Origin of the sequence: Bacillus sp. FJAT-22090 (assembly GCF_001278755.1) — a bacterium.
GTDB lineage: Bacteria > Bacillota > Bacilli > Bacillales_A > Planococcaceae > Psychrobacillus.
Window position 1 is genome coordinate 3037116 of the sequence record NZ_CP012601.1, and the last position, 23752, is coordinate 3060867.

Genomic DNA, 23752 nt, shown 5'->3' on the forward strand with positions numbered 1-23752 from the left:
TACTAAACTTTACTCAAACAGGAATACATCTTCACCGTAATATTTAATGGATAGTTCTGATAGCATGCCTTCTTCTTTTAATTCTGATAAAGCTGTGCTTACCTGTGATGCAAAATCTTGATTTTCTTCGGAATTATGAATCATAAAAAATGTAGGAAAGACTTTTACAGGATCTGATATATTAATCTTTAAACTTTGCATTTCAATTATGTCTGCTGCACCTAAATTCGAAGGTAAAACTAAAACATCGTATTTACCACTTTCTACATCTTTTAATCTTTCTGCTACTGTTAATCCAGCATCAGAAGTATCAAATTTTAATTCTTTATCAGGATTTTCTTTGTTATGTGCCATTAATAAGTTATAAACTCCACCACTTGGTGTAGGAGGGGAAATTGTTTTACCAACTAAGTCACCTAAAGAATCAATATCTGTAAACTTCTCATTACTATATACGCGCATTAAACTTGCACCGTTATGTTGGTCTGGTATTAAATACTTTTCTTCACGAGTTGGTGATCTAAATAAGCCCTGTGCTATCATTTGATATTTTCCAGTATCTAACCCTATTTCCGCAGCACTGTCATGAACACCTACCAAGTCAAACGAAAAATCCTTTAATTTTTCATCTACTGCCTTTAAAATTTCAATTTCATAGCCTGTGAGTTCACCATTTTCATCTGTATAACTCAATGGTTTTGAATCAGGTGGAACCGCCACTTCAATCGAACGTACACCATCTGCCATTGCATTTTTATCAGTTTCTTCTCCACCACATGCACCCAGCAGCATTAGAGCAAACAAACCAGAAATTATTGGGATTTTCCTGTACTTTTTAACCATAAACTTCCTCCTTCATAATATTTAATTTATTTGTGTTAAAATGAGTTAAAAATTCTCTTGTTCGTGCATTTGTAGAGTCCTCAAAGATGGATTTAGATGAACCCTCTTCCACAATGTTTCCTTTATCCATAAAGACAATTTTTGTAGAAATCTTTTGTGCAAATGACATTTCATGTGTTACAAGAACAATTGTCATACCAGTAGATACTACATTTTCAATTACCTTTAAAACCTCTCCAACTAATTCTGGATCAAGTGCTGATGTTGGTTCGTCAAATAAAACTACCTCAGGTTTCAACGCTAACGCCCTAGCTATACTAACACGTTGTTGCTGACCTCCTGAAAGTTGAGAGGGATATGATTCCAATTTATCTATTAATCCTACTTTTTCTAGTTGTTCTACACTATTTTCGTAGGCCTCCTTTCTACTTTTTTGTTGCACAATCATTTGTGGTTCCATGACATTTTCAATAACTGTTTTATTTTTAAATAAATTATATTGTTGAAAAACCATAGCGGTTTTTCGTCTTAGGGCTAATATTTCTTTCTTTGTAATTTTTTCATAATCAATATTTAGATCACCTAAAATAATGTTTCCTTTTGCCGGCTTTTCTAAATAATTTATACAACGAAGTAAAGTAGTTTTACCTGTTCCGCTTGGACCAATTAAGGTCACTACATCTCCTTTATTTACTTCCAAGTCAATTCCTTTTAAAATTTCATTGTCTTTAAATGACAAACGTAGGTCTTTGATTGATAACATTTACAAACCACTCCCTCCAGTAATTAGACGCTCATCCTTATATCTACCTTTTTTAATGCTTGTTCCAAATCATTTATAATATCTTGTGAATCCTCTAAACCTACAGATAATCTCATCAAACCATCTGTAATTCCATACTTTGCTCTTTCTTCTTTTGGAATTTGAGCATGTGTCATAGAAGCTGGATGTTGTATCAAAGTTTCTGGATCTCCAAGACTAAATGAAATCATAGCTAGTTCAAGAGAGTTAATAAACAGTTTTCCTTGTTCTAGCCCACCCTTAACTTCAAAGCTTACAATTCCACCCATGTCTCTCATTTGTTTTATTGCTATTTCATGTCCTGGATGACATTTCAGACCTGGGTAATAAACTTTTTCAATCATGGGATGTGAGGCTAAGAACTCCGCAACTTTCCTTGCGTTTGAACAATGTTTCTCAATACGAAGGGAAATTGTTTTTAAACCTCGAATTACTAAAAATGCTTCATAGGCGTTTAAATTTTGTCCTAAATCCCCCATGATTTTTTTACGCATCATGTCAATTCTATTTGCATCAGAAACTATAAAACCGCATAGTACATCCCCATGACCATTAATATATTTAGTCCCACTATGAACAACAATGTCAGCACCTAGCAATAAGGGGTTCTGTAAAATCGGGCTCATAAATGTATTATCAACAATTAAAGGCACACCCATTTTTTTTGAGACACTAGCAATTTGCTCAATATCTAAAATTGTTAAATTTGGATTTGATGGTGTCTCGATGTATATCGCTTTTGTATTCGACAACATTGCTTCTAAAATATTCTTGGGATTTGTACAATCAACAAAATCAAATTGGATACCTATTCTTTCTGCTAATGTAGTGAGAAAACTGTATGTTCCGCCATATACATCTTTTGTTACTAATACATGATCTCCAGTTTTTAGACAAGAGAGAAGTGCAGTAGAGATTGCAGCCATCCCACTTGATAATGCAAGGGCAGCTTCACCATATTCTAAAGAAGCAATTTTTTCTTCTAGTTTGCGAACTGTTGGGTTACCATAGCGTCCATAATAAATGCCTTCTTCCATTCCAGCTACTACACTAGCGGCTTCTTCAGCAGTGGAAAATGAATACGCAACAGCTGGAGTAATACTTGGTACAATAGCACGTGTTTTTTCATCTGGCGTTAAACATTCGTGAATAATCTTCGTATCTATTTTCCAATTAGCTTTATTCATTTAATCAGTCCTTTTTATTTGGTTAAATTTCTTTAAAAGAGAGCTTAAACTCTTTTCAATATGAAGTTTTATAGTCATCTCAGCAGCTTCAACATTTCTTTGTTTCATGTATTCAACTACAGTTTGATGTTCTTCTACTGTACTTGGATACCAAACGCCTGATTTTGAAATTAGTAATCTGTATCTTAACGAATGATCGTTTAACATACTTAAAAATTTTATTGGTATATGCATGTCACTAATTTTATACAGAAGACCGTGAAACTCATTACCATAAAGAACCGTACTTTGAGGATCACTATTTAAAATAGATAGCCTTGTTTTTTCTATAATCTTTTCTAGGTTCTTAATGTCCTCAGAGGTAGCTTTTACTGTAGCATTTCGGACTATAAACCCTTCCATTACACTGCGCATTTGATAAATTTCAATTGCATTTTCTTTAGAAATAGAAGAAACTTTAAACCTTCCATTTGGTTGTCTCAAAATAAATTCTTCAAATTCTAATCGCTGAATTGCTTCTCTAAGAGGTGTCCTACTAATTTGTAATAAGTTTGTTAAATAATCCTCCGTAAGAATCTGATCTGGGGCTAATTCACCGTTAATAATTCTTTCTTTAATACCTATATAGGCGTTGTCCTTCACCAGCTTTCTTATTTGCATCTTTTCATCCACCCTTCTTAAAAACAATATACTTGTATACAATTATTATTAATTAAAATCCTTTATTTTCAAATACTTCATTTTTTATTGTATTTGGAAATATCATGTTGTATTATTGTATACAATTTAAAAATAAATAAGACACCTTGTATAAATTGTTTTGTATTATAATGACTATATAGTTTTTTTAAAATTTTGAATAATAGAAAATTTTGAGGTTATTTAAAAAAAATTTAATCATTTTCCTAGGGAGGTCTTTTAAAATGCACTTAGATCAAATCAGTACTTTTGTTTCTGTAATTGAAAGTGGTAGTTATAACAAAGCTTCAACTAAACTGTTTTTAAGCCAACCTACTATCACTCATCGAATTAATAAAATGGAATCAGAATTAGGAATTTCATTGTTAGTTAGAGGAAAAAAAGAAGTACATTTAACCAAGGAAGGTGAACTTTTTCTGTATTACGCCAAGGGAATACTGGAATCATTCGAAGAGTGTTTAAAAAAAATAGAAGGATTAAAAAATGAATTAATTATTAATTTAGGTTATGGGACTTCACTATCACATTTTATGATGAATAAAGTTATAAATTCGATTAGCTCCGTAAACTATGAAAACCGTTATCTTTTCAAAACTCTCAGAGATGTTGATGTAGTTTCTAACATTTTAGAAAACAAAATTCAAATTGGTTTTACTAGAGAATTATTAGAAAGCGAATATCTAGAATTTCATTTAATAGCTCAGGAACCCGTCTATTTAGTTGCGGGAAAAAAATTGGGGTTAAAAGGAGATAACAAAATTTCTTTTGAGGAAATTATAGATGAAAATTTTATTGTCCCTAATAAAGAAACATTAAAGAGCGACTTTTTAGTCAATTTTTTAAAGACTAATAATGCAAATATTAAATTTCAAACAAACGATATACAAATTCAAAAAAAGCTTGTACTTGAGGGTCACGGAATTAGCTACTTTTATAGAGAAAGTATTATTGAAGACTTATATAATAACAATATTATTCAACTACAAATCGAAGATTTATTAGATATTACTTCACCAATTTATTTGGTTTATCGTAAAGACTTCTACAATAATACACTTAAAAATATTTTGGATTTGTTTTCAGAATCTATATACACAAAATTAGTGTAACTGATAAAACTTACAGGACTGTTTTATCACTTTTTTCATTTTATATAGCTTCTCAATCCATCAGGGTACGAACTGTTTATAGCCTCTGGAGCGATAGTATTTATTTAAAGACTGTTCGGTGTTAGCATACCAATGGTCTTTTTTGTCTTTTAAGAGGAAGTTCATCCACTTTTTCTGCAACAACGAGAACAAACAATTTAGTACATAATTCATAACCTAATAGATTTTAAAAACCCTTCAATTTTGAACAGCATAAATGCATAATCAAGGTTTCTCTTCTAACTCCTTCTTATTGCACTCAACATTTCTCACACAATGACCATATTTATATAAAAAACTTTCGTAAAAGTATACTTCAACGAAAGTTAGCTAAATGTTGATTTATTATTAAAAATTATAGTTTTTGTAAAAGGAGAATGTCCAATTAAGGACAAACAATCACTCACTCAGGTGTACGAATTACTAAAACATCACATTTAGCTGAACGTACGATTGCTTCAGACACGGAACCAATTAAAAAACGCTCAACTGCATTTAGCCCAGTTGCACCACAAATTATTAAATCGGCTTCAACTAAGTTTGTAAGCTCATTAGTAATGATACTTTTGGGAGAACCATATTCGATTACTATCTTTACATTTTCAACACCTTCAGCCTCTGCTCTTGCCTTGTAGCCATTTAAAAGTTCCTCTGACTGTTTTTGTGCAGTATCGAAAATAGATCGTTCGTATGCTTCGAATGAACGAGTATCAATTATATTTACTATGTTTAATATAGATCCCTTGTTACGATGTGCAACATCTATTGATTTTTGAAATGCATATTCCGCTTCTTTTGAACCATCTACAGCTACTAAAATACTTTTATAATGATCTGCCATTTGTCATAATCTCCTTATAAAAAATAATGTTAACATTCATATTAAATTATCATTTTACCTCTTTTGGCTTTTTCATGAATAGAGACAAAATAACATTAACCACTGCAAATGCTAAACCGACTTTAAATACAAATGATGATCCTGTTGCTGCGGCTGCAGACAAATCATCACCAACTGTCGCTAAGTAACTACCTTGTTTGGACGCAAATATCGAAACCATTACTGCAATACCAATAGCACCAGCAACTTGCTGAATTGTTTGTGTAATAGCTATTCCATCTGGATAGTACTTTTTCGGAAGAGAGTTTAGTGTGTTAGTTTGTGTAGCTGCAAGCACCGCACCGATACCTAACATCATGACTATATGAGTTACAACAACCATCCATAACGCCGTATCTGTACCAAATTGTGCATAGATTAAATAACCAAGTGCCACCAAAATAGTACCAGGAGTTATAACTGCTTTCGGACCATATTTGTCAAATAGACCACCAATGATAGGCGCTAATATACAGTTAAGTAAACTAGCGGGTAGTAGTATCAGACCTGTTGTAAATGCCGCAATTAATAATGCCATTTGCATATACATTGGTAAAATAACAAGCATTGACAACATGTTGAAGAATGTAATAAAACTCATAAAGACACCAAGAATGAACAGTGGGTACTTAAATGCTCTTAAATTCATTACGGGAGTCTCCATCTTTATCTGACGGACACAGAATAGAGCGATTGCGATAACACCTACGATGATAGCTCCAAGAACCGTTGCACTAGTCCAACCAGCTTCACCAGATACACTAAATCCGTATACGATACCACCGAATCCAATTGTTGAAAGAAAAACCGATAATATATCAATCGAAACTTTACGTATCTCATTTACGTTAGGTAAGTAAATAATCCCGAATATTAGAGAGAAGAGTAAGAATGGTACTTGAACCCAGAAAATCCATTCCCAAGATAATGTATCTAATATAAGTCCTGCTATTGTTGGACCTAATGCTGGACCTGCTAACATAACTAAGCCCATAATACCCATTGCGGCTCCTCGTTTATTTGGAGGGAAAATTGTAAAAATAACACTTTGTGTTAAAGGTAAATTAATTGCTAACCCTGCCGCTTGAATAATACGCCCTACTAATAAAAAACTAAATGAAGGTGCTATTGCAGCTAGAATTGTACCAATAATGGTTAATAGAATAGATGTCATAAACATCTGGCGTGTCGTAAACTTTTGCATCAAGATCCCTGTTACTGGTATTAAAATACCTAGTGTTAAGAAATAACCTGTCGCTAACCATTGAACTGTTGTAGGCTTCACATCAAATATTCGTCCTAAATCACCTAAGGCAATATTTAAAGCCGTTTCACTAAAAAGTCCTACAAAGCCAGCTACTAAAAGAGCCGCCATTATAGGGCCTGTCTTATATTCTTTATTCACTTAATAAAACTCCTCTAAAGCATTTTTGGTAATAATTGCGAAATAACTTTTAGTGGCTCAGATGCTTTTTGAGTTAAGCAAAGCATCATTCCACCTTCAATTGAAGCCGTCATCATAAGTGCAATTGACTGAGCCTTATCTTTAGAAAATCCATCTGCTACTAATTTCTCCATATAAATATCTTGTATTTCTTGGTACAACTGAGCACATGCATTTCTAACTGGATCACTTAACGAAGCCATTTCGCTAACCATACTGCTAAATGTATATCCAGTAAGGGTTCCCTCCGTCTCAAAACTATCAATTAATTTTGAAATCATTGCTATTGTTGCTTCTTGTGTTGTTGGATATCGATCAAAAATGTCCACAATATCCTTCGTAATCTCTTCATTCAAAGATTGAAGGCAAGCGATTAGTAATTCTTCTTTTCCATTTGGAAAGTGATGATAAAGCGAGCCTTTTGAAATATCGCATGCTTTTAATATTTCGTTTAATCCAGTGCCTTTATATCCTTTTTGTTGGAAAAGCGTTGTCGCGATGTTGATTATCAGCGATTTTGTATCCATTTCCGTAGTACACCTCCACCATACCAACCGGTCTGTTTGTAACTATATCAAAAAAAAACTCTATTTTTCAAGACATTTTTATCTCATAGCAATAACGTCATTCACATTTTAGACACAAACTGATGGTTTCCTTCTGCTTTATTTATTCTCTTGAATGGGTTCAAGTTGAACCATTTATGAAAAAAAAAAGCACTGCTTTTTGCAGTGCTTAAAAATTGTTAAGTATTAAACGGAACACCTTAGTTACTTTCAATTCCTTGAATAGTTAGTTCTTTTACAGGTAGAAACAGTTCTCCAGTGTTTAAATATTTTACTTGGACGGAGTCTCCTTCCTGCAAATAAACTGCAAGTGGAGCTACCTCTGAAGATACAATATAGTTTTCCTTATTATTTAGAAGGAAAGAAACTTGAGTGAAATCACCTACACGTTCTTTAAATACTCGAACGACTGTACCAGTTACTGATTTTTCCTCTGCATTTGAGCTTCCATCCACCGAACTACCACCTCGTTGAATAGCTGTTTTGTACAATTTTAGAGCTTCGTTAGGTGTATTGCCATACACCGAGATTTCCGGATTCGCAGCAGAGACAATAAAGTAATTTTGCAAAAATCCATTCGAATCCAATACCGGTGTTAACCAACTAGCTTCCCCGTAAAAATTGTACAATACAGGCATTTCACCAGTCCATTTCTTCTCAATAAATTTCTTTTCTATTATTTGAAGTGCACCCTGAGAATCCATGTAGGACTCTTCCAGATTTCCAGTATAATAAGTTGCTTCGCCAGTCCGACCGTCTGTTAAGGAATAACCAAGCATCGAATCGACACCTTCTTTTGGACTTGTAAAGTCTGTAAAGTAATACATTTGACCGTCTTCACCGAAGATTGGACTTACATTTGCTTCTGTACCTTCATCCGAAGGCAATTTCACATCTTTTTTCCCAAAAATACTGTTAATAAAACCATGAACATACTTCCCGTAGTAACCATTTTGCAAACTAACGGTTTCTGGGGATACTGCGCCATCAATAAATGCTGGGGCTTTCTTTAAACTATATGAATCCGTTTGACCTGTAGCAGGATCTACTGCAACAATCCCTTCTACTTCAAAGCCGTTTCGTGCAGAGACGAACTGCCCATATGAACGGATATAATAAGGTTTTCCATCCTCATTGATTTCCAATTGTGGGTCTCCATAAAAAATCTTTGTCGGATGTTCCATACGAATACGTCTTTCTAGGTTTTTGTGCAAGTAGGATGAAGGTGTATAGCTCATTTCTGCTTTTACAAACTTCGGATTGTCAGATGAATCTGTTGCGCTCATCGTGAAATACCCAGGAGTAACATCTCCATTGATCCATTTAAAAAATCCTGAAAATTCTACGGGAGCTATATAGACATATTCCTCTTGTACTTTTTGAATTTGTAAATTTCCTAACTCGTAGTAGCTAGTATTTGGTACTTGCCCAAACGCTTTTTTCATTTTATTACGTGCAAATTTGGGTGGAACACTTGCAGGTGTTTTAGTCTCATCAAAAGCTTCGATTTCCACTTTTTCATCCATTTTCGCTACTTCAAATTTTTCATCTGCATTCCAAACTGGAGCGGACAACATGAAAATAGCAACTACTAAACTTCCTAAGAATAATAAACCTTTTGCTTTTTGCTCTTTCCCTTTAGAAAGTAACGTCCCTGCTAAAGTGACAAGTACAAGCCAAGGCCATAAAGCTGTCCAGTTTCGATCCAAATTCGATATATAGTATACTACCGCTAACACAATAAACGTTAAAACCGCCAGACCAATAAAGGAAGACATCGTATCCTTCCTCTTAGCTGTCCATGGCATGATTATTAACCCAGTTAGCACTGCCACCACTGCCGAAATTATAAATACAAACGTCATAATCCTCATCCTTCTTCCTCTTTTTTGCCTAGTTATTATACGGATGAAAGGCAAAATGGTTTCAGGAAACTTTGGTTGTTGAGTAGAAAGAAAAACACCAAGTAAATAAATTTACTTAGTGTTTTCTGGATAAATAATATCCGATTTTAGCATAAGGTTAATACTCCTTCCATTCGAATCAAACCCTTTTTTCCAAGAGAAGATAACGAAGATAGAAGAAATAACTAATAAACTACTAAGAACAACCATACAAAGAACAATTAAACCGGAAGATACCATTCCTGTAAATATAGCAAGCAACACAATTCGGAGTAATAATCCAATGGATCGGAACAGACTACCCACTCTACCTATTATGTCATTCGGAATATTGTCCATTAAGAAAGAGTTTCTTGCAACCCTTGCACTACTATTTCCTAACGCTAGGAAAAACATCAGTGAAAGGTACACAGGTAGGTTTACAAATACAATCAATGAAATAGCTATTGTATAAGTAATCACTCCAAAAATAATGGTCTTTCCATTCCCTGTCCGCCTTGCGAGTGTAGGAACAAACATTCCGGCGGCAACTGCTCCCATCGCATAAATCATCCCTTCTAATCCATACACACTTGCATCAGCCTTTAGTATATCTACAAGATAAACTGGAAATAAGTAATTCGTTAGCATTACTCCGATAAACGGCATAAATGAGAACACGAGAAATACAAACATTATTGGATGCTTCAACATATATGTAAGTCCATCACTCGCTTTAGACTTTATCACTTTTCCGGTTTTATTCACTTTAGTCCGTACATAAGGAAGTTTCATGTAAAAATAAATAGCTGCTCCATAAGATAATACATCCAATAATAAAATATAGTGCAAATCCCACTTCAACAATAAGACACTAGCTATCCCCCCAGCAATCATGCTTGAGAGCTGTCCTTGTACTTCCATTATTCCATTTAAGGATTTGTATTGATCCTTTTTAAAGATTTCTTGATTTAATGCGAACATAGTTGGATAGAAAATAGTGTAGTATAAGCTTCCAATGATATAAATGATAGTAAAATGCCATATTTCATACGATAAACCAACAAATCCAATCATCGCAAAAAATAATAGGAGAATAAGACATATAATTTCACTTGTTAATAGCAAGTTTTTTCTAGATACTTTATCTACTAAATTACCAACAAATGGTGTAATGATAAAGCTAATAATAGTCATCCCAATGGATACATATCCAAATACAGCATTTCCATTTTCGCTTGATACGAGCATCCATGGAATAGCGATCATCGTTATCCCAGATCCAATAGATGAAGCAATATTCGCACATATAATTAAACGAAAACGAGAATCGTTATATAAATTTTTCATCGTATTTCACCCCTTAGCTCTCCTTATATTTTCACTATAATGGAAATTGCAAGTTTCGGATTCAGTCATAGGTCTTGATTGGACTTCATACATTTGACTGAATAGAGGGTCAGAAAAGTGCTAATCGAGCCTTTAAAAACATACCTGTTTTCAATGGTTTCTGGAGTGCTTTAGACAGACTTCGACTTCATCATTACCGTAAAAAAGGGGCTGTCGAAAGTCATAAGGGCAGCCTATTTCTTCGTAGCTTCTATTAAAAAGTTCGATATATTTCCGTTCCAGGCGGACGCTTTCCGCGGGCGAGCGCCGAGCCTCCTCCGCAGCTCACGCTACGTGCGGGGTCTCGGACTGTCTCGCTTTCCCGCAGGAGTCGCCACCTTTCACTCCAATCAATTATTCACTCTATCAACAATATTATATGAAATCACAAAAGCAGAAGGAGAAAAACGAGTCGTTTTTCTCCTTCTGCTTTATTTTAGGGACTTATTGGACAGCTTTTTTCCTATATATTTAGTTGATTAAACTTATAAATACGTTCCTTTTTTCTCGTACGTTACATACCAGTCATCATCTTTATACAAAATACTTGTTCCAATCCAACCTTCTGTAAGTAGCTGTTGTTGTTTTTCTATGTCACCCATATTAATTTCTAAAACTTCATTACTTACTTCACGGTCTTCGTGCAACTTTTTATAAAACACATAGCGCAGCATTTCAGCATACTTATTTTTTAATGCACCAATTACCATTCCTTGGCTTAGCTTATCCTTTAAGCTAGCAATATTAAATGGCGCTACCGTTGCGCACACATGTGTATATGGAGAGGCATCTAAAAGCTCCATAACAATTGTTCCAAGTGTTTTTTGCAAACCAAAGCCACGGTAATTAGGAAGGACATTTGTGATTTCTTGGTAGACGACTCTGTCCAGTTGCTCTGTAGTGAGACCAATATCATAACCTAAATGATGTTCGTCTATTTCTGGAATTGCCAATGCACGGAATGCGATTAATTCCTCTTCTACAAAAACTCCTACCATTAGGTGATTCGAGATAGAATCTTCAAATTCTTCCTTTGTTACTGGCGATAAAAAATCATTGTTTTCGAGCATTTCTAAAACAATTTCTTGAATGCTTAAAATATCTTCTATACTGTCTTTTGTTAATACTCGGACTACATATTCTTTGTCCCCAAGTATTCCATTCCATTCTTTCATAAAAACACTTCCTCTTACTTTGCTACTTTTGTGGAATACTCTGTTAGCTCTTGTAAAATTGCTTCATCAACTTCTATACCTAATCCTGGTAGTTCATTTAATTTGATAAAAGGAACATCATATTGTAGATTCCCGACATCTTTAGAAAATTTTAAAGGGCCAGTTAACTCTACACTCGTAAATGTTTTTTTAGAGAATGCTACATGAAAACCTGCAGATGATCCTATGGAGGATTCAACCATTGAGCCTATTTGGCATTCGATACCGGCCATTTCTGCCATATGCGCAAGTTTCATTGCTGGATAAATACCACCGCATTTCATTAGTTTAATATTTACTTTATGTGCAGCTTTTTTCTCGATTAATTCGCGCATATCTCGAAAGCCCCTTAGACCTTCATCCATCATTAGTGGCGTGCTTGTTTTTTCTTTAATCTCTACCATGCCATTGAAGTCATCTGCAACTACCGGTTGCTCTAGCCAATCTAAGCCCGTAGTCTCTAATTGACGCATAGCAGTAATAGTGTTCGCACTATTTTTCCAGCCTTGGTTCACATCTACACGTATTGCGATCTCGTCTCCTACCTTCGCGCGAACTGCTTGAATACGTTTTACATCAGCTTGAACTTCTGTGCCTACTTTCATTTTAAACGATGAATAGCCTTCCTTCATACGTTTTTCCGCTTCTTCTGCCATCGATTCTGGTGTTCCGATGCTTAATACATGTGTAATAGGAAACTTCTCGTGATAGCGTCCGCCAAGTAGCTGATATACCGGCACCCCTAGTTTTTTACCTACTACATCATAGCAAGCGATGTCGATTGCTGCCTTTGCTGCTGGTGTTTGATAGACTGCTTTGTCCATCTTTTCATGTAAACGTTCAAATTCCATTGGGTTTTCTCCGATTAACAATGGTGCTAATGTATTCTTCAATATGGCATATGTACTTTCCCAAGTCTCACCTGTTACATGCTCATCTGCTACGGCTTCTCCGTATCCTATTAAACCATCATCGGTTGTTAACTTTACAATAATTGATGGCATATCTTTATACGTATGATAACTAATGATAAATGGTTCTATTAATGGTAATCTAATGGCATATATTTCAATTTCTTTTATTTTCATCTAAATCTTCCTTTCTTCTTTACAAAAATTAAATAGTTGTTTATAGTTGTCGTTAAATGGTCGTTTAAAAAATAAAAAAATGAGGTGGAAGCATGGTTACCCGGATTGCAGTCTTAGGTTCTTATAATTTTATCGAACGTTTAAAACATTTGGAAGTTGAGCTACCTTCTATCCATATGGATTATTATATGTACAAGACGCCGATTGATGCAGTAGCCATAATACCAACGATAAAACCATGTGATGCAATATTTTTTTCCGGATCACTTCCGTATGTTTACACTAAGGATGCGAGAGAACAACTGCCTATTCCTTCTCATTATCTTCGTCAAGACGAAACTGCTATTGCTACAACACTTTTATCTATTGGTTTTTCCAGCTCCATTCCAGTATCAAAGCTTTCAATCGACTTGATCGAGCCACAAAGTGTACAACATGTGCTAGAGGATATTGGCCAAATGGATGAATATCCGTTTATGATGAAAATTGATCCTACTTTTGATTTGAAAGAAGTTGTTGCTTTTCATGCCAATTTGCAAAAAAATGGTGAAGTGAGCCTTGCGATAACAAGTATTCATACTGTTTATCAGCACTTGCGCGAAAATAATCTATCGGTCATTCGTATGATTGACCCTAAAAGTTCTATAATAAAGGGACTCGAAGAAACAAAATCGATGGCTCTTCTTGCAAAAAGCCAATCAGCTAAAATTGCTGTTGGATTTATTCAAACAATTGACGATAAATTAATATCAGATGATACATTAAAGAAAATATCAAGTTCTATTCAAGCAAGTTTTACTAAGAGTGAAAAGGATTTATACATGCTTTATTCAACTCAGGGTGACGTTCAAAAAGCTTTTGTAAACAACTATATAGACACTTGGTTTGAGCTTTCTTCCTCTCCACTTAAGATTGCCTTTGGATTCGGTAAGACAGTTGTAGAAGCTACGAAAAATGCAAAGGATGCTCTTACCTATACAACAGAAAACTCCGCTTATGTGATAACGGATACGAAAGAATTATTAGGACCTTTGCCAAACAATCAAAAGAAGGTACATCTGAAAACGAATGAACCTAAAATAGCTAAGTTAGCTAAAGAAACAACATTAAGTCCAGCTAATATCTCCAAAATAATGCAGTTCAGTCGTTCACGCACTTCCGTTGAATTTACTGCATATGATTTAGAGGTCTATTTACAAGTTAGTAGACGCACAACTGAACGAATCTTAAAAAAGCTCGTAGATAATGATTATGCTCGAATTACTGGGGAAGAAATGACCTACCAACAGGGTCGACCACGTGCCATTTACGAGTTGAATTTCCCTACATACTTATAAGAAGTTCAGACAAATTGTAAAGAAAGGAAAGTTCACTTTTGCTGAACTTTCCTTTTTTCTTATGACTCTAATGAAGCTTCTCTTTTGTTGATTTCTGCAATATCTGCTTGTGTTAACTTTTGGATCGTAAAGCCTGTCATCGCATAACAAATAGATAATAGTGGCACAACATAGTTTAAAATTGCATATGGCGCATACTCAAATGCACCTACACCTAGAGTTCCAAGAATAAACACTCCACATGTATTCCAAGGAATAAAGACAGAAGTAAGTGTCCCTCCATCCTCTAATGCCCGGGATAGATTTTTTGAATGTAAGCCCATTTTCGTGTAAGCTTTTGAAAACATACGAGCAGGAACAACGATTGAAATATATTGCTCTGAGCAAGTCGCATTTGTCGTGAAACAAGCTACAATCGTTGCTGCTACTAGTGTACCTGCTGATTTTGCTAGTTTAAGAATTTGATTCATAATCGATTGGAGCATTCCCGAATATTCGAGTATTCCCCCGAACGTCATTGCAACCAGTGTCATGGAAACCGTATACATCATGGAATCTAATCCACCACGATTAAATAAATCATCTACCATAGCATTTCCAGACTCAATAACATATCCACTTTGAAGTGCTCCAATTGCTTCCGCAAGAGAGCCACCTTGTACAAATACTTGCGCTAAAGTCCCTAAAATAAACCCTACGACAAGTGCTGGAATTGCCGGAACTTTCATCACTACAAGCGCAATTAGCGCAACCGGTATCAATAGCAACCAGGGAGAAATAACAAAGCTTTTTTCTAACATAGATATCGTTTCTTGAATACTGCCTTGATCAAGGTTACTTGCTTTGTATTTCGTACCGAGAAAACCGTAGACAGTTAGAGCAATGATTATCCCAGGTATAGTTGTATATAACATATGTTTAATATGCACAAATAGTCCTGTACCAGTAAGACCTGCTGCTAGATTTGTTGTATCAGATAGCGGTGACATTTTATCTCCAAAATAAGCACCCGAAATAACCGCACCTGCTATAATTGGAGCAGGAATTCCCATGCTTAATCCAATACCCATACCAGCAACACCGACAGTTCCCATCGTTGACCAAGAACTACCAATTGCTAAAGAAACAATCATACAAATTACGCAAATTGTCACTAAGAAAAAGGCTGGTGTAATTATTTTAAGTCCATAATAAATCATTGTAGCAATTACTCCGCCACCAATCCAAGCTCCTATGATTAAACCTACCAAAATAATAATAACTACAGCTGGTAAAGCAAGTTTAATCCCCTTGTACATCATTTCTTCAATATCATCCCATTTAAATCCATGCTTCCATGCAACAAGCGCTGCTACTGCTGTTCCAATAATTAATGGAATATGTGGCCCTTGTTCTAACACAACAATTGTAACTATCATTACTGCAATCATTACTAATAAAGGAGTGATTGCCCAAAGTAAAGACATTTCTTTTTTTGCTACAGCATTTTTCTTTTCTTCCATCCCATTTCCCCCTTGTCATATTCTTTTGACAATTCTTAATTGACGTTTAATAGTCGTTAATAGTCGTTAATAGGCTAATAATAATGCCAAATGATATAGACGTCAATATTTTTTTGATATTTTTGAAAGCGTTTCCGTCAGAACATTTGCACCTAATAATAGCGAGTCATGATTAAACGTCATATTTGGATGATGTAATCCCGGAGAAAGATCTGATCCAATACCTATCATGGCAGCTTTTAATTCAGGATATCTAATCGTATAAAAATGGAAATCATCGCTTCCAGAGGTAATTACTTCATCTGCCAGTTTGTCTTCTCCCAATACATGAATGATCCCCTCTCTTGCTATTTGAGCAGCTTCAGGTGAAACCTCCGCACCAGGTGTTATATCTTGCCATTCCCACTCAATTTCTATATCAAATAGTTTTTGTAATGCCTCTAGATCTCTATTAATTTGATCTTTCATTTGAAATAAAATAGTATTTTTAGCAGCTCGAACATCTATCGAAAACGAAGCATTACCAGGAATAATATTCGCATTTTCGCCACCAGCTTGTATCTTTGTTAACTTCGCAGAGTATGACTCAAATGGTGAGAAGTAGATATTTTTTAATACTTGGTGGATAGCAACTGTTACATCAATTGAATTTTTCCCTTGATGCGGCCTAGCACCATGTGCATCTATTCCTTTAATTTGTCCTTCTAAAAACATAGCCGCTCCGTGATGAATTGCAGGAGAAACTTTTCCAAACGGAAGTTCTTCAATTGGTCGTAAATGCACACCAAATAGATGAGTAACATCCTCTAGTGCTCCTCTGTCAATCATCGCATTTGCGCCATTGCCTTTTTCCTCTGCTGGCTGAAAGATAAATCGGATACGCTTATGTAATTTTTCATCTTTGAGTAACAATAAAGCACCAAGTACCATGGAGATATTTGCGTCATGTCCACATGAATGATTTGCTCGAAATACCCCATCTACTTCCTGCCATAGTGCATCAATGTCTGCTCGAACTGCTATCACTTCTTCGCCCTCACCGATCTCTGCTAGTAATCCAGTTACATCATCAAATCGGCGATATGGAATATTAAGCTCATCTAGGATTTCTGCAAGCTTGTTAGTCGTTTCATATTCCTTCCAACTTATTTCCGGATTTTCATGAAAGTGATGAAACCATGATAATATTTGTGACTCTACATCCATTTCTTGTAATCTTCCTTTCCTATTTCTGATTTATCCTATAATTTCACAAACCCTACCTATTTGTCCATCCTCTAATCGTACTTTAATTCCATTTGGATGGAAGGAGGCATTCGTTAATAAATCTTTCACGACTCCTCGAGTTTTTTCCCCTGTACGTTGGTCTTTTTTTAATATTATGTACACTTCTAAGCCCGGTTTTATATCTTTTCTATTTTGTCCATTCATTTGGATTCACCTCTTTTTGTATCGTACCACGTTCATGCTAGTCTTACACCATTTTGTAAGATAAGATGGGACGATAGGCTAACAATAACGACATTACCACTTACATTAAGAAACAATATAAAAAACCATTTAAAAGATAGGTTCTAAATGGTTTCTTTATATATTAATTCTGTTTAGTGTTCTTATTTAACTTTGTTTTTTCTAAATTTATGATGACATTTCCCTTCTTGTGACCTTTCTCGACATACCTATGAGCCTCAACTATGTCTTCAAGTGGATAAGTTCGGTCAATCACCACTTTTAATTTCCCTGCCTCCACGAGTTCTTTGAGGTAGTTTAGAGCTTCCGAAGTTTCAGGTGAATTTTGGCTTAATATTATTTTCTTGTTGCTAGTTAATTTAGTCCATAGCATTCGTGCACTTGGTAACGGTTCATTAATATTTATATAAGTGCCAACCTTCTTTAAAGATTTCATACATGCTGAGAAAGAAGTCTTGTTTACAGCTTCAAAGATAACATCATAAGCCTCTCTATCACTCGAAAAATCTTCCGACGTATAATCAATTACCTGATCAGCTCCCAAAGATTTCACCCATTCTAAATTTGCTGTACTGCATACCCCTGTAACATGTGCTCCTAGGTACTTGGCAATCTGTACAGCATAACTTCCTACACTTCCTGAAGCTCCATAGACAAGGACCTTTTGTCCGCGTTGAATGTTAGCTTTTCTAAGAAAAAACAAGGCTGTACGTGCACCAATTGGAATAGCTGCTGCTTCCTCAAAAGTTATATTGGAGGGTTTAAGACTTACTGGTCCACTTTCTGAGAGACACTTATACTCAGCATAAGCACCAAAACTCTCTAGAGATGCTGCAAAAACATGGTCACCCTCCTTAAACAGTGTGACATCTTTACCTACTGACTCAACTTCACCAGCTAATTCCATTCCCAATATAGATTTTTTGGGACCTTTAAAACCAAGCGCTATCCGAGCAAACAGCCAAAAAGAAAGAGGAACCTTGAAACTCCGTGCCCGAATATCTGCCATTGTTACGGTTGACGCTTTTACTTTTACCATTATTTCATTTTCTTTTGGAGTAGGTTTCTCTACTTCTTCCAATCGAAGGACGTCAGGCGAACCGTATTTCTTGTACACAATAGCTTTCATTTTGTCTCCTCCAATTCATTGATACACGGATAAATAAGAAAAATGGTGGCGGAACTCATCCTTATTCTATTGCTTTCAAAGATCCAAACTCTGATAGCCTGTAAAACCGCTTTCCTTTAGGCTGACCTCATTGGAGCTGGGAAACACTGGCTGATTCCGTAGTGGCTAGAGGGGTTGACCTTTTTCGAACAGTCCATTCGGCTACAGCTAGCTTTATTACCCATCCCGCACCATTCAATACAGCTCGGTTGAGTTCACTCGGCGGATCGCTCTCAGCTACAGATTAGTGGGGCTGGAAGCTTCTATGCTAGGAATAGATTTCGATGCATTCTCTCGTCGTTCAGACCAGAGCGCGTATCCCAACCAGGCCAGACCTATCCCAAGCGGTACCGCCGCTATCCGGTCGAGCGGGTGTGGGAGCAGTGAAACCACGATGGCCGATACTGGCCCTCCAGAGGCAAACAAGCCTGTCGCCCAGCGCGGTAGGATACCGGCGCGGAGCATCGCCAAACCAAACAGCGGTCCTCCGATCATATACAGTACCCCTACTAGCGTATAAACACCTGCGAGAGCCCCAAGGTTCACCTCGCCGGTAGACCCACTGGCGAGTGCCAAGAAAGTCTCAACGACCCTTGGTGCCTCGGTCAGCAACAATGGCGAGATAAATGCTTCAGTGAAGTTAAAGCCCAATGTGAGTGCATAAAAGAGGCTAAACATGAGATAGCCGATCAGACCAAGCCAACCAGCCTCTTCCACTTGCCTAGCGTAGATCCCCGCAATGCCGAGCATGCCGAAGAGGCACATGACGATGCTCAAGTAGTGGACGATTGCCCATCTTTCGGTGGTGACTGACGAAAGAATATCAGCTGGATGGATAATCTGAATGACTATGAAAAGGCACCCTGCCAGCATAGCTGCTAAACCAGCCCATTGGATGAGTTTTGAGGTTGTAATCTTCATTTTGTTCTCCTTTGATTTAGTTATTTGTCGAACCACTGCGGTCTTGCGATTGGCGTTCATGAGTTTTTCTCCTTTGTCGAATGATTGTTCTTGGTTTGGATATTAGCTACCAACACGTTCACCTGTTTAAGTTCAATTTGATTGACCGAAACCAATGGCAAGGCAAGATCACGCACTATCCTCAGTAAGCCATGTAGCGCAGCCTGATCAACCACAGGACCTGAAAGAATGGTTGTTCCGTCACTTTCGTAGATAAAACTTAGGCCAGCAAATTTGTCCATCCACCGGGGATTCAAGTGTCCCTTAAGGCAAATTTCATAAAATTTAGATTCGCGGTGATCCTCCGTTAATGCTTTTTGATTCATTCATTATTCACCTGCTTTCTCTGAATGCAATCCCATAATGTTGTATGTTCCTTTCAAAATCTAGGTTACACGTTGAAGTGGTGAGTTGGCATCACTACATGTGGTGATTGGTGTGGTGATTTATCTATTGGAGGGTGTGAGAATAGAAAAAGCCTCGGCAGATTCGATAAAACCTGCCGAAGCGTGGATGTTAGTTAATACTTGCTAGAACAAATCGAGTTCCTCGGCCCTTCGTACTGCTGCCCGACGATTGTTCACCTCAAGCTTGCTATAAATGTTCTTTGTGTGAGTACGCAAGGTGTTCAAGGACACTATAAGTTGTCGTGCTATATCCGGTCCACTTAAGTCAGTTCTAAGCAACCTTAGAACTTCATGTTCACGTTCACTCAGTGGTTCACTTAATACTTGTTTGGAAGGCGTTCTATCCTCCTTCTGACCAAAGGCTGCAAGTAGTTGGTGAGCATAATTCGGTGCTATCCCGTGTTTCACTGCCACTTCTAGCAATTCCGCCATAGGCTGACCTTCGTCTAAGAAAATCCGGACATAACCCTCTGGTTCAGCTTGGGTTAGGACGCGGTCCAGTGGCACAAGCGCGGCAGGGATGTCGCCTTGGAAATAGTAAGATAGTGCCTGCAACACTAGTATTTCATTCGAGCTTCCCGTTCTCCCACCCTGCTCTGCTGCTTCGAGAAGACGTTTAAGAAGTCTCATCGCCTCAAGCAAAGAGCGGTCTGAACGATCTCTCTTAAACCGAGCTAAAAACAATCTTGCCAGTGTGATATGCTCGAATTCGCGCATGTAAGTAAGTTCATCTTGGCCAGATAGGCCCTGCTCCCGTGCCCAGTCGAGGGCTTCAACAAACCTACCCTGTTTTAACCATACCCGTGTCTTTACTGCCCCTATAGGTCGTACATTTGGAAAAAAATCACTTACATACAGTTGCTCTGCCTCAAGGAGCAACTCAAGAGCGCCTTCAAGATCTCCTTTGGCCTCAAGTATTCGAGCCATTGCAACACGCCAACGATGCTGATTTGGTGGAAACCCGGTCCGCTCACCCTCCTCCTTACTTCTAAGCAGATGCTGCGTGGCGGCATGCAGTTCGTTATACTCACAGTAGAGCTCACTCATTCCCACGTACATGTTTGCGGTTCCACGCGGTACAGGCTCACCATGTTCCTTCGCAAACCGCAATCCCTGCTCATAGGAACGAATTGCTGGTCGAAGTCGCCCTTGAGCAATTCGTATATTAGCAAGTGCGAGTGAGCCCTCGATTGCGTCCGAGATCGCCCCGGACAGCCTTACACTAGCCATGCCATCTGCAAATGTCCTGTGCGCCGCCTCAAGATACCCGCTAGTCCATAATGCGAGTCCAAGGAGCCCAGCCGCTGCCCCGTACCGAAGATGGTCGTCCTCATGCACAAGCTCGAGCACACGTCGAGCATATTTTATAGTAGCGTCTACGTCACCGAGCGCCTGTGCATGCGCAGCACGGTACACGGCTATCGTACTCTGTAGGCCACGAAATTCCTCCTCATTGATGATAATCATCCCAACTAAGGCGTTAGGCTGCTGGTTTGTTGTCGCCTCTAGCCACCGTTCGGCAGATTTTAGACGGTCCTCAACGTCTTTGAGCTCACCACCAGCCAGCAAAGCCCAGGCATACACTACGCTGAGTACAGGTCTACAGTTTACCAGTTCATCAGGAAGAGCCTTCATCCATCCCAACACCGCAACACCCTGTCTATTTCTACGCATTTCTGGCCAAGCTAGCTCAAGAAGGTCTGCTGTCCGGGCAAAATCCTTTGCCGCCAGCCCATGGCGGATTGCATCTGCCTCAAAGCCATGTTGCTCATACCACATACTCGCACGCCGATGTAGGATAACTACCTGATCGGGTTGATCCTCTCTTAAATGCGCATAGAGAACCTCGGCAAAGAGGTGATGATAGCGATACCATTGACGCCTGTCATCCAGAGAAACAACAAAAAAGTTGCCGCGCTCCAAGGCATCCAACCGCGCGTTGCCATCGTCCCGGCCAGTAACGACATCACACAGAGGGCCATGCAACCGATCAAGAATAGAGGTCTGAACTAAGAAGCTCCGGACATGGTCAGGCTGACGCTGAAGAACCTCTTCGACCAAATAGTCTAATATGTACCTATTGTCTCCAGTAAAAGCCCTTATAAACGCGGAAGTATCATTACGCCCCTGCATCGAGAGTGCTGCCAGCTGGAGTCCTGTAATCCATCCTTCCGTACGTGTTTCTAATCCAGTAATTTCTTCTGTCGAGAGACTAAGGCCCATCATTTCATTTAGGAACACCGCTGCTTCACCGGATGTAAAACGTAGGTCTGTGGCACGCAACTCGGTCAAATGTCCCTGGGCACGTAACCTGCCCAGCGGAAGCCGTGGATTTTCACGCGTGGCAATGACAAGGTGTATCTGTGGAGGTAGATGCTCAAGCAGGAAGATAAAGGCATCGTCTATCCACTTTGAATCAATAACATGATAGTCGTCAAGAACGAGTACGAATTTGTAAGAAATAGCTGAAATTTCATTGAGAAAAGCCGTCAAAATAGACTCCGTTGACGGCATCTGTGGGGAGTTGAGCAAACTAACTACGCCTTCTCCCATATTCTCATCAATCGACTGTAATGCAGCTACAAGATGAGTAAAAAAACGTGTAGAGTTGTCATCTCCTTCGTCCAGCGACAGCCATGCGACAGGACGCTCACAATTGGCAATCCACTCGGTGACCAACGTAGTCTTGCCAAAGCCAGCTGAGGCTGAGATAAGCGTCAGCTTGCGATCCAAACCACTGTTCAGCCGCTCGATTAGGCGCGGTCGGAGGACAATATTAGTCCGTGGCAAAGGGATATATAGTTTAGTAGTTAAAATCGGAATATTCATACATTGATGATAACACGAAAAAAAACTTCAGCCCACAATATTTCAACATAATTGATTGCCGCATCCGATGACTTTATATCTATAACTTCAAACTTAACTTTTCACCATTGCAATATACGTCAACAAAAGCATTTTGCTATTCAGGCTAGTTGCTTTAGTTGTTTGTGGAATTGTAATCACGGAACTAATCAACCAATAGCTCGAAAGACTAACACTAATTTAGTTGCTATATCATGAAGCCCTTGCCATTACTTGAATATCCTTTTGCGTCCTCTGTTTTTGGAAAATGCATATAGTACATGCTATACTTATAAGGATTTATTTGAAAAAGGAGTGTTTTGAATGGCGAAAAAAGGATATATTTTAATGGATTCAGGCGAAAAGATCGAATTTGATTTATTCCCAAATGAAGCACCAAACACAGTAGCAAACTTTGAAGAGTTAGCAAACAGCGGATTTTATAACGGAGTAGTATTCCACCGTGTTATTCCTGGCTTTGTAAGTCAAGGTGGAGACCCAACTGGTACAGGTATGGGCGGTAGTGGCAAAACGATTAAATGTGAAACAGCTGGCAACCCTCATAAACATGAAGCTGGAAGCCTATCTATGGCACATGCAGGAAAAGATACTGGCTCTAGCCAATTCTTCATCGTGCATGAACCACAACCACATCTAAATGGTGTTCACACTGTTTTCGGTAAAGTAACGAGCGGTCTTGAAGTAGCAAAAGCTATGTCAAATGGCGCTAAAATGGAAAAAGTAGAAGTATTCGACGCAGAATAATCATCTGGAGCTCCCTTTTAAGGGGGCTTCTTTTTTGACATTTCGCTTATTCTAACTAAAGCTCAGGATTTTCCAACTTAAGAGCTAATTTTTCCAACTAAGCATACTAAATTTCCAACTAACTAAAAAAGCCGCTCCGCAATAATGTGGAGA

Annotated in this window: 21 protein-coding genes; 3 read left to right on the forward strand and 18 right to left on the reverse strand. The window is 37.7% G+C overall.

The window, feature by feature from the left end; genetic code table 11:
- Positions 1–9: 9 nt before the first annotated feature.
- The 4 genes from AM499_RS15235 to AM499_RS15250 are packed head-to-tail and all read right to left on the reverse strand — an operon-like array spanning position 10 to position 3492.
- The gene (locus tag AM499_RS15235) at positions 10–843 is read right to left on the reverse strand and encodes a transporter substrate-binding domain-containing protein (protein ID WP_231687476.1); all 834 of its coding nucleotides are present in this window, start codon (positions 841–843) and stop codon (positions 10–12) included.
- The gene (locus AM499_RS15240; protein ID WP_053591013.1) at positions 836–1606 is read right to left on the reverse strand and encodes an amino acid ABC transporter ATP-binding protein; all 771 of its coding nucleotides are present in this window, start codon (positions 1604–1606) and stop codon (positions 836–838) included. Before AM499_RS15240 ends, AM499_RS15235 begins: the two co-directional genes overlap by 8 nt.
- 23 nt (positions 1607–1629) lie before the next feature.
- Entirely contained in the window at positions 1630–2832 is a 1203-nt protein-coding gene (locus AM499_RS15245) for a trans-sulfuration enzyme family protein (RefSeq protein WP_053591014.1), read from the reverse strand.
- A complete protein-coding gene (locus AM499_RS15250) occupies positions 2833–3492 on the reverse strand; it encodes a GntR family transcriptional regulator (RefSeq protein WP_053591015.1) in 660 nt (219 codons plus the stop codon).
- A 263-nt stretch (positions 3493–3755) separates the two neighbouring features.
- Here AM499_RS15250 and AM499_RS15255 point away from each other — a divergent pair, with 263 nt between their 5' ends.
- Positions 3756–4640, forward strand: a complete 885-nt coding sequence (locus AM499_RS15255; protein WP_053591016.1) for a LysR family transcriptional regulator — start codon at positions 3756–3758, stop codon at positions 4638–4640.
- A 442-nt stretch (positions 4641–5082) separates the two neighbouring features.
- On the opposite strand, the gene AM499_RS15260 is transcribed toward AM499_RS15255, so the two are convergent.
- The 7 genes from AM499_RS15260 to AM499_RS15290 all read right to left on the reverse strand — a co-directional run bounded on the left by AM499_RS15260 (position 5083) and on the right by AM499_RS15290 (position 13143).
- Positions 5083–5520 (reverse strand): universal stress protein, encoded by a 438-nt coding sequence (locus AM499_RS15260; protein WP_053591017.1) that lies wholly within the window; start codon positions 5518–5520, stop codon positions 5083–5085.
- A 49-nt stretch (positions 5521–5569) separates the two neighbouring features.
- Positions 5570–6934 carry a DHA2 family efflux MFS transporter permease subunit gene (locus tag AM499_RS15265; RefSeq protein ID WP_053592240.1) on the reverse strand — a complete coding sequence of 455 codons (1365 nt, stop codon included), beginning with the start codon at positions 6932–6934 and terminating at the stop codon, positions 5570–5572.
- 44 nt (positions 6935–6978) lie between these two features.
- Complete coding sequence (locus AM499_RS15270; protein ID WP_053591018.1) at positions 6979–7530, reverse strand: TetR/AcrR family transcriptional regulator; 552 nt, start codon at positions 7528–7530, stop codon at positions 6979–6981.
- Positions 7531–7769: 239 nt separating this feature from the next.
- A complete protein-coding gene (locus tag AM499_RS15275; RefSeq protein ID WP_053592241.1) occupies positions 7770–9434 on the reverse strand; it encodes a hypothetical protein in 1665 nt (554 codons plus the stop codon).
- Positions 9435–9545: 111 nt separating this feature from the next.
- Complete coding sequence (locus tag AM499_RS15280; protein WP_082355284.1) at positions 9546–10802, reverse strand: MFS transporter; 1257 nt, start codon at positions 10800–10802, stop codon at positions 9546–9548.
- Between the two features lie 524 nt (positions 10803–11326).
- Positions 11327–12016 (reverse strand): GNAT family N-acetyltransferase, encoded by a 690-nt coding sequence (locus AM499_RS15285; protein ID WP_053591019.1) that lies wholly within the window; start codon positions 12014–12016, stop codon positions 11327–11329.
- Positions 12017–12030: 14 nt separating this feature from the next.
- Positions 12031–13143 carry a mandelate racemase/muconate lactonizing enzyme family protein gene (locus tag AM499_RS15290; RefSeq protein ID WP_053591020.1) on the reverse strand — a complete coding sequence of 371 codons (1113 nt, stop codon included), beginning with the start codon at positions 13141–13143 and terminating at the stop codon, positions 12031–12033.
- A 92-nt stretch (positions 13144–13235) separates the two neighbouring features.
- On the opposite strand from AM499_RS15290, the gene AM499_RS15295 reads away from it, so the two are divergent.
- Positions 13236–14480 carry a hypothetical protein gene (locus tag AM499_RS15295; protein WP_053591021.1) on the forward strand — a complete coding sequence of 415 codons (1245 nt, stop codon included), beginning with the start codon at positions 13236–13238 and terminating at the stop codon, positions 14478–14480.
- A 59-nt stretch (positions 14481–14539) separates the two neighbouring features.
- Here AM499_RS15295 and nhaC read toward each other — a convergent pair whose 3' ends face one another.
- The 7 genes from nhaC to AM499_RS15330 form a co-directional block, all read right to left on the reverse strand.
- Entirely contained in the window at positions 14540–15982 is a 1443-nt protein-coding gene (gene nhaC / locus AM499_RS15300; protein ID WP_053591022.1) for a Na+/H+ antiporter NhaC, read from the reverse strand.
- Positions 15983–16084: 102 nt separating this feature from the next.
- Positions 16085–17188, reverse strand: coding sequence for a M20 peptidase aminoacylase family protein (locus tag AM499_RS15305; protein WP_053591023.1), 1104 nt, complete (start codon positions 17186–17188; stop codon positions 16085–16087).
- Between the two features lie 30 nt (positions 17189–17218).
- On the reverse strand, positions 17219–17413 hold the full coding sequence (locus tag AM499_RS15310) for a YwbE family protein (protein WP_053591024.1): 195 nt from the start codon (positions 17411–17413) through the stop codon (positions 17219–17221).
- Positions 17414–17576: 163 nt separating this feature from the next.
- Positions 17577–18581: an NAD(P)-dependent alcohol dehydrogenase gene (locus AM499_RS15315; RefSeq protein ID WP_053591025.1), complete on the reverse strand. Its 1005-nt coding sequence runs from the start codon at positions 18579–18581 to the stop codon at positions 17577–17579.
- Positions 18582–18857: 276 nt separating this feature from the next.
- Positions 18858–19601 (reverse strand): hypothetical protein, encoded by a 744-nt coding sequence (locus AM499_RS15320; RefSeq protein ID WP_231687477.1) that lies wholly within the window; start codon positions 19599–19601, stop codon positions 18858–18860.
- Positions 19598–19906 (reverse strand): hypothetical protein, encoded by a 309-nt coding sequence (locus AM499_RS15325; protein WP_053591026.1) that lies wholly within the window; start codon positions 19904–19906, stop codon positions 19598–19600. Before AM499_RS15325 ends, AM499_RS15320 begins: the two co-directional genes overlap by 4 nt.
- Before the next feature lie 204 nt (positions 19907–20110).
- Positions 20111–22720 (reverse strand): winged helix-turn-helix domain-containing protein, encoded by a 2610-nt coding sequence (locus AM499_RS15330; RefSeq protein ID WP_197275564.1) that lies wholly within the window; start codon positions 22718–22720, stop codon positions 20111–20113.
- A 438-nt stretch (positions 22721–23158) separates the two neighbouring features.
- On the opposite strand from AM499_RS15330, the gene AM499_RS15335 reads away from it, so the two are divergent.
- The gene (locus tag AM499_RS15335) at positions 23159–23599 is read left to right on the forward strand and encodes a peptidylprolyl isomerase (protein ID WP_053591028.1); all 441 of its coding nucleotides are present in this window, start codon (positions 23159–23161) and stop codon (positions 23597–23599) included.
- Positions 23600–23752 lie beyond the last annotated feature (153 nt).

Bases quoted from the DNA above. Each gene is read 5' to 3' on its own strand.
- AM499_RS15235 (WP_231687476.1), bottom strand. From the start codon at position 843: ATGGTTAAAAAGTACAGGAAAATCCCAATAATTTCTGGTTTGTTTGCT.
- AM499_RS15240 (WP_053591013.1), bottom strand. From the start codon at position 1,606: ATGTTATCAATCAAAGACCTACGTTTGTCATTTAAAGACAATGAAATT.
- AM499_RS15245 (WP_053591014.1), bottom strand. From the start codon at position 2,832: ATGAATAAAGCTAATTGGAAAATAGATACGAAGATTATTCACGAATGT.
- AM499_RS15250 (WP_053591015.1), bottom strand. From the start codon at position 3,492: ATGCAAATAAGAAAGCTGGTGAAGGACAACGCCTATATAGGTATTAAA.
- AM499_RS15255 (WP_053591016.1), top strand. From the start codon at position 3,756: ATGCACTTAGATCAAATCAGTACTTTTGTTTCTGTAATTGAAAGTGGT.
- AM499_RS15260 (WP_053591017.1), bottom strand. From the start codon at position 5,520: ATGGCAGATCATTATAAAAGTATTTTAGTAGCTGTAGATGGTTCAAAA.
- AM499_RS15265 (WP_053592240.1), bottom strand. From the start codon at position 6,934: ATGGCGGCTCTTTTAGTAGCTGGCTTTGTAGGACTTTTTAGTGAAACG.
- AM499_RS15270 (WP_053591018.1), bottom strand. From the start codon at position 7,530: ATGGATACAAAATCGCTGATAATCAACATCGCGACAACGCTTTTCCAA.
- AM499_RS15275 (WP_053592241.1), bottom strand. From the start codon at position 9,434: ATGACGTTTGTATTTATAATTTCGGCAGTGGTGGCAGTGCTAACTGGG.
- AM499_RS15280 (WP_082355284.1), bottom strand. From the start codon at position 10,802: ATGAAAAATTTATATAACGATTCTCGTTTTCGTTTAATTATATGTGCG.
- AM499_RS15285 (WP_053591019.1), bottom strand. From the start codon at position 12,016: ATGAAAGAATGGAATGGAATACTTGGGGACAAAGAATATGTAGTCCGA.
- AM499_RS15290 (WP_053591020.1), bottom strand. From the start codon at position 13,143: ATGAAAATAAAAGAAATTGAAATATATGCCATTAGATTACCATTAATA.
- AM499_RS15295 (WP_053591021.1), top strand. From the start codon at position 13,236: ATGGTTACCCGGATTGCAGTCTTAGGTTCTTATAATTTTATCGAACGT.
- nhaC (WP_053591022.1), bottom strand. From the start codon at position 15,982: ATGGAAGAAAAGAAAAATGCTGTAGCAAAAAAAGAAATGTCTTTACTT.
- AM499_RS15305 (WP_053591023.1), bottom strand. From the start codon at position 17,188: ATGGATGTAGAGTCACAAATATTATCATGGTTTCATCACTTTCATGAA.
- AM499_RS15310 (WP_053591024.1), bottom strand. From the start codon at position 17,413: ATGAATGGACAAAATAGAAAAGATATAAAACCGGGCTTAGAAGTGTAC.
- AM499_RS15315 (WP_053591025.1), bottom strand. From the start codon at position 18,581: ATGAAAGCTATTGTGTACAAGAAATACGGTTCGCCTGACGTCCTTCGA.
- AM499_RS15320 (WP_231687477.1), bottom strand. From the start codon at position 19,601: ATGAACGCCAATCGCAAGACCGCAGTGGTTCGACAAATAACTAAATCA.
- AM499_RS15325 (WP_053591026.1), bottom strand. From the start codon at position 19,906: ATGAATCAAAAAGCATTAACGGAGGATCACCGCGAATCTAAATTTTAT.
- AM499_RS15335 (WP_053591028.1), top strand. From the start codon at position 23,159: ATGGCGAAAAAAGGATATATTTTAATGGATTCAGGCGAAAAGATCGAA.